Here is a 6,486-nt window from a genome sequence, read left to right as displayed (position 1 = left end):
CGTTTTTTGGGGGGAATGCTTAAAGATACAAAAAAGGCAACTAACTCGCAATGAATTAGTTGCCTTAAATTTTATTATTTTAGGAATATCCCTATATATCCCAAAGAGAAAGTAAAGCTTCTGTTTTTGTATGTATAGTCGTTAGCTTTAGATACGTTCATTAGACATTCTCGTTCCCATTAGAGGAAACTGGCACAGCACTTGGTCACATCAGATCTGATATTCAGTCAGCTTAATTTAAGGCAATACAGTGTGCTGACAAATCGTTTGTCGTCACTTACAAACACCTTGTCAGCACTGCCCTCAACTCCCGACCGACAAAGGGGTTGAGAGTTGTCAGTGCTGGAGTGCTGACAACTTTGCAAAAAAAAGAATTTGTTAAGCTCTCTCGCATTGTACTTCTACTCCTGCCGCATCCATATCCGCGCCCATCGGTGGGTTGCGTTTGGCAAGTTTCAGCTCGATGCTCTTCACGGCGGGGAATGTGCGGAACAACCGTTTCACGATACGTCCGCAAACATGCTCCAGCAATTTGGAGGGAATCTCCATTTCTGCCTTCACATTTTCGTATACATCGGCATAACTCACGGTATGCGTCACGTCATCCGTCTCGGCCGCACGGGCAATGTCAACTTTCAATTTCAGGTTAATGACAAATTCATTACCCACTTCACGTTCTTGTTCACCTACACCATGATAGGCGAAGAAACGGACGTTATCAAGAAATATGTAACTGTTCATAATCAAATAGAATAATCGATAAGTGACAAAAATAAGAATTCCCTCTCACCGGACAAAGAAAACCGGTGTATTTGTGACAACAACTCCTCTTCTTGCCGGGCAGGAATAGAAAAAGGGCGAATGATTATTCGCCCTTACACGTATTGTGATGACGCCTGTAGAGGCGCATTATCCTTTCCGTCCTGTCTGTTCTATCAATCCTTTGATCTTTTCGTTCAGACTTTCCGCTTTCATCAGTTGTTCCAGCGTCAGGTGCATACGGTAGCGCCAGTAATGTCTTGGATTGGCAGGCACGTTGATACGTTCTTCCTGTACATTCGGGTTACGCCACTTGCCGTCCATAGACAACCAGTCCTGTAGGGAGAGGATGCAAAGGATGGAGTTACTGTAGAGGTGGTTGCGTACCACTTCTTCGCAAAGTTCCGGAGTGGCAACTGCCGGTGCAGCTCCGTAATGTCCAAGAATAGCGTTGTAGTACCGTTGGGTCTGTTGGAAATCTTCTTCCCACCAGCCGCGAAGCGTAGACATATCGTGTGTAGAAATGGTGCAAACCGAGCGGTACGGATACCAGTCCGGATGTCCGAATTCCTGCGACGGGTCTTTAGGCATACGCTGTATCTCCAGACTGAGGATACGCAGGTCGTTCATTACCCATGCCACACAATCGGGTATCATGCCGAGGTCTTCTCCACACACCAGCATACGGGTGGATTGCGTCAGTTGCGGCAACTTCTTCATAGCCTGGTCGCGCCAGAAGTCGTTATGGCGATGATAGTAGTACTGGTCGTACAAGCGGTTGAAAGCAGCCTTCTCCCAATCGTTCAGCGCGCGATAGATGTAATCGTGCTGCACGCCGATGCGCGGATGGAACTTGTGCGGGTCTTCGCGGTCGGACACAAACAACACGTCACTGATGAGTGCATACAGTCCGTCGCGTATCCAGATGCTGTCCTCGTCTGTCTTTCCGGCAAAGTAGGCTTCCACTTTACGTTGGGTGTCGAATTCGGGACGCATACGGTAAATCTCCCATGTGTCCGTAGGTTCTATGAATGTCTGTTTCACATAGTCAGTATGCGGGCCAAACATCTGTCCGAGGAAGTACTCGTGGATATACGGTTTCACGAAGAAGTCTTCGCGGAATGTCATTCCGTAGCTTTCTATTTCCTCGCGCGTCATGGGCAGAGCGGGGACGAATTGTCCCAACAGTCCGTGTACGGCGTGCGTCGGGATTTCCCAAATGCGGAAAAAGCCCAGAATGTGGTCAATGCGGTAAGCGTCGAAGTATTCCGACATTTTGCGGAAACGTTTCATCCACCACGAATAACCGTCCTTCTCCATTACGTCCCAGTTGTAGGTGGGGAAACCCCAGTTCTGACCGTTTACAGAGAAATCATCGGGCGGTGCACCCGCCTGGCCGTTCAGGTTGAAGTAATAGGGTTCCGTCCATGCTTCTACACTGTTGCGGCTGATGCCGATGGGAATATCACCTTTCAGCACTACGCCGTTGGCGCGTGCATGTTCCGTTGCTGCCAGCAGTTGCAGGTGCAGGTGGAACTGGATGAAGAAGTAGATGGCAATGTGCGGATAGTCGGCAGAATCTGGTTGACATAACTTCTCTATTTCTTCTGCCTTATATTCGGTGAATTTCGGCCATTCGCGGAAGTTGGGCGTCTTGTAAGCGTCGCGCAGATAGCTGAATGCAGCGTAAGGCTGCAACCATTCTTTGTTGTTTTCAAAGAACTGGCGGAAAGCTTCGGATGCCAGTACTTTCTCACCTTCCTGTTTGTATATCAGGTGGAAGTATTCCCATTTCGTCCGGTTTACCGCTTCATAATCCACGGTAGACAGAGCGTTCAGTTCTTTCTGACGCTTTTTGAATTCGGCCATTTTCTCTTTGTCCTTCAGCGTTCCCATCTGTTTCAGATCTGCATACATGGGATGGAAAGCATAAATGGAAATGCTGTTGTACGGATAAGAATCCGTCCACGTGTGCGTCATGGTGGTGTCGTTGATGGGCAATATCTGTACGGCTTTCTGACGGGTAAGTACTGCCCAGTCTATCATTTGCCTGAGGTCGCCGAAGTCACCTACGCCAAAGCTCTTTTCGGAGCGGAGCGAGAAGATGGGGACTGCTACTCCGGCACCTTTCCAGTCGGGCAGGGCGAAGTAGGCGTAACGGTCGCCGATTGCCAGTGTTTCGTTGGCACCTATCTGCGGATCGGCCATATAGCGGTTGGGATTGTTTTCCCATGCCACGGCGCGGTGCTCTTTCTTATTATAAAGAATGAATTTATACTCCAGCGGGAAGCTGATTTTGCCGGCATCCACTTCAATCTGCCATTCGGGGAAGTTGGCGTCGCTCATGAGAACGGCTTTGTCTGCATCCCAATCACCTAAAATCTTCTGGTTGCCGCAAAGCCCCAGACAGTGGTCATTGTCGATGCATGGTGCATACGCCTTTATCAGCAATCCTTTCTTGTGGCTCTTTGGAGCGGCACTGCGTTCGGGATGTGCCAACAGAGATTCCGTAAAGGCAGATGTGTAGAAGTATTGCTGTTCGGGCAAGTTCTTCCAACTGTCTTGCAGGCGGTAGACTTTCTTTTTGTCACCTGATACGTAGAGCGTTCGGGGAAGTTTGTCCCACTCCGTCCGTATGATTTTGCCGTCGCGATAGATTTGATAACTGTATTGAACAAGGCCGTTTTCGGGCGCTTGAATGTCCGCTTCTAAAGTCCAGTGAATGCCATCTACGGTTTGTAGTGGTACGGCTTTTCCGGGTTGATTATCACCCAGTTCAGGAACAGAGCCTATGACTCTGACCTCTTCACCCCAACTGGTGCGGTACTCGATATGAAAAGATAGTATCATATATATTAGATTTAGTAATAGCTGCAATGATTATGCAAGTATAGACATTATTCCGCATAATCACGCAGCTACCGCTATCTAAGTTTTTTAAATTCCTATGCAAACGTTTGTGCTTGCTGTTTGTACGTCAAATATCATCCGCAACGTGATGCGCCGCAAGTGGTACAAATAAGGCAACCTTCTTGATATACAAGTGTTTCGTTACCGCAATTCGGACATTTCTTGCCTTTGGCTTCTGTGCCGTCCGTGATGTATTTCTTCAAGGCGCGTTCCACACCGTTCTTCCAGGTATTGATGCTTTCGCTATCCAGTTGCAGAGATCCTACCAGCTTGATTACCTGTTCGATAGGCATACGGTAACGCAGTACGCCGGAAATCAGTTTGGCGTAGTTCCAATATTCCTTGTTGAACTTCTCGGACAGACCTTCGATGGTGACTTTGTAGCCGCGTTTGTTCTGGAACTGGAAGTCATACCGCTTGTTGCCGTCCTTATCTACATTCTTGATAATGTGTCCGGTAGTGACGTTCTTCGGCAAAATGATACCTTCATCATCGTCTTGAAGACCGGTGAAGATCTCATATGGATGTCCGTCGAGCAAGCCGACGAATGCCACCCATTTCTCTTTATTATTCTGGAACCGCACGATATCGGCATCAAGTACTCTCGGACGGGTTTCCACTACTGTAGGTGGTTTGCAGGGAGGTAAATCTTCCTTCTTCTCGCTCTTGGCGGAGATGAGCACACCGGAACGTGAACCGTCGCGGTAAACCGTACAGCCTTTACAGCCGGACTTCCACGCTTCTACGTACAAGCGGTTCACCAGGTCTTCGTCCACATCGTTTGGCAGGTTGATGGTGACGCTGATGGAGTGATCCACCCATTTCTGGATGCGTCCCTGCATCTTGACTTTCATCAGCCAGTCTACATCGTTTGAAGTTGCTTTATAATAAGGTGATTGCTCAACCAAAGCGTCAATTTCCTCTTGCGTATAACGTTTGGCGGGATCGTATCCTTTGGCTTCCAGCCATGTTACAAACTTGGGATGGAAGACGATATATTCTTCGAAAGCATCGCCCGTGTCGTCCACAAAGTCAATGTGTACATTCGTGTCGTTCGGGTTTACTTTACGGCGGCGTTTGTATACAGGCAGGAATACAGGCTCGATGCCGGAAGTGGTCTGCGTCATCAGACTGGTAGTACCCGTCGGAGCGATGGTGAGGCAGGCTATGTTACGGCGTCCATACTTCTTCATTTCCTCATATAGTTCCGGGTCAGCTTCACGCAGGCGGTTGATGAACGGGTTGTTCTTTTCACGTTCGGTATCATAAATCTCGAAAGCTCCACGCTCTTTTGCCATTTCTACAGATGAACGGTAAGCATTCAGAGCAACAGTCTTATGTACTTTTTCAGAAAACTCAGTAGCTTCTTCCGTGCCATAACGCAACCCGAGTGCGGCAAGCATATCGCCTTCTGCGGTGATACCTACACCGGTACGGCGTCCTTGACCACTCTTCTTATATATCTTGTCCCACAATGTGCGTTCTGTATGTCTTACGTCTTCGCTTTCTGGGTCAGTATCAATCTTTTCCATGATACGCTCAATCTTCTCTAATTCGAGGTCAATGATATCGTCCATGATACGTTGCGCCAGGCCTACATGCTTTTTGAACAAGTCGAAGTCAAAATAAGCATCCGGCTTGAAGGGGTTCACTACATAAGAGTAGAGATTGATGGCAAGCAAACGGCAGGAGTCGTATGGGCACAAAGGAATTTCACCGCACGGATTGGTGGAAACGGTGCGATATCCCAAGTCTGCATAGCAATCGGGTACGGATTCCTTTAATATGGTGTCCCAGAACAGTACACCCGGTTCTGCCGATTTCCATGCATTGTGAACGATCTTTTTCCACAAATTGGTTGCATTGATTTCTTTTTGTACAGTCGGTTCGGCTGAATAAACAGGGTATTGCTGGATATATGGAGTGCCTGTAATGGCGGCTGTCATAAAAGCATCGTCCAGTTTCACAGATACATTGGCACCTGTAACTTTGCCTTCCGTCATCTTGGCATCGATGAATGCTTCCGAGTCGGGATGTTTGATAGATACGCTCAACATCAGTGCGCCGCGGCGTCCGTCCTGGGCTACTTCGCGGGTAGAGTTTGAATAACGTTCCATAAAAGGAACCAGACCAGTAGAAGTCAGAGCTGAATTCTTTACCGGAGAACCTTTCGGGCGGATGTGCGACAAGTCATGCCCTACACCTCCACGGCGTTTCATCAGTTGCACTTGCTCTTCATCTATTTTGAAGATGGCACCATAAGAATCGGCTTCACCGTCTACTCCGATAACGAAGCAATTGGATAAAGATGCTACCTGATGGTTGTTGCCAATTCCGGTCATCGGGCTTCCTTGCGGAACGATGTACTTGAAGTGGTCGAGCAGCCCGAACAGTTCCTCTGCACTTAATGGGTTAGAGTATTTAGCCTCGATACGGGCTACTTCATTGGCTATTCTCCAATGCATGTCTTCCGGAGATTTCTCGTAAATATTTCCGAAAGAATCTTTAACTGCGTACTTGTTTACCCAAACACGCGCAGCCAATTCGTCGCCTTGAAAATATCGTAAAGATTCTTCATAGGCTTCGTCGTAAGAATAAGTCTGTTTTTCCACGATGCTTTTTTCCTTAGATTTATTTTTAATAAGTAAGAGTGTAGAAGTAATACCTATCATTAACAAATGTGATTGCAAAGCTAAGCATGTTTTTTGTTATATCAAAATAAAAAGAGAATAATTTATGAACAGGCTGTGAGTTTTCCGTTTCTTGAATTTAATTAGTTGATTAATAGTTTATTAGTATTTTTGTGTAAACAAAAAG

Annotated in this window: 3 protein-coding genes; all 3 read right to left on the bottom strand. The window is 47.2% G+C overall.

The genetic code is table 11. From position 1 onward, the window contains the following. Nucleotides 1-378: 378 nt before the first annotated feature. Nucleotides 379-741: a dihydroneopterin aldolase gene (gene folB, locus BUC01_RS18580; RefSeq protein ID WP_025831713.1), complete on the bottom strand. Its 363-nt coding sequence runs from the start codon at nt 739-741 to the stop codon at nt 379-381. Between the two features lie 168 nt (nt 742-909). After that, nucleotides 910-3,609, bottom strand: coding sequence for a 4-alpha-glucanotransferase (locus tag BUC01_RS18575; RefSeq protein WP_025831715.1), 2,700 nt, complete (start codon nt 3,607-3,609; stop codon nt 910-912). A 134-nt stretch (nt 3,610-3,743) separates the two neighbouring features. After that, entirely contained in the window at nt 3,744-6,281 is a 2,538-nt protein-coding gene (locus tag BUC01_RS18570; RefSeq protein WP_025831717.1) for an adenosylcobalamin-dependent ribonucleoside-diphosphate reductase, read from the bottom strand. Nucleotides 6,282-6,486: the final 205 nt, after the last annotated feature.

Source organism: Bacteroides stercorirosoris (assembly GCF_900142015.1).
GTDB classification, from domain to species: domain Bacteria; phylum Bacteroidota; class Bacteroidia; order Bacteroidales; family Bacteroidaceae; genus Bacteroides; species Bacteroides stercorirosoris.
The sequence above is the reverse complement of the archived record's forward strand: the minus strand, read 5'-3'. Positions and strand labels throughout refer to the sequence as shown.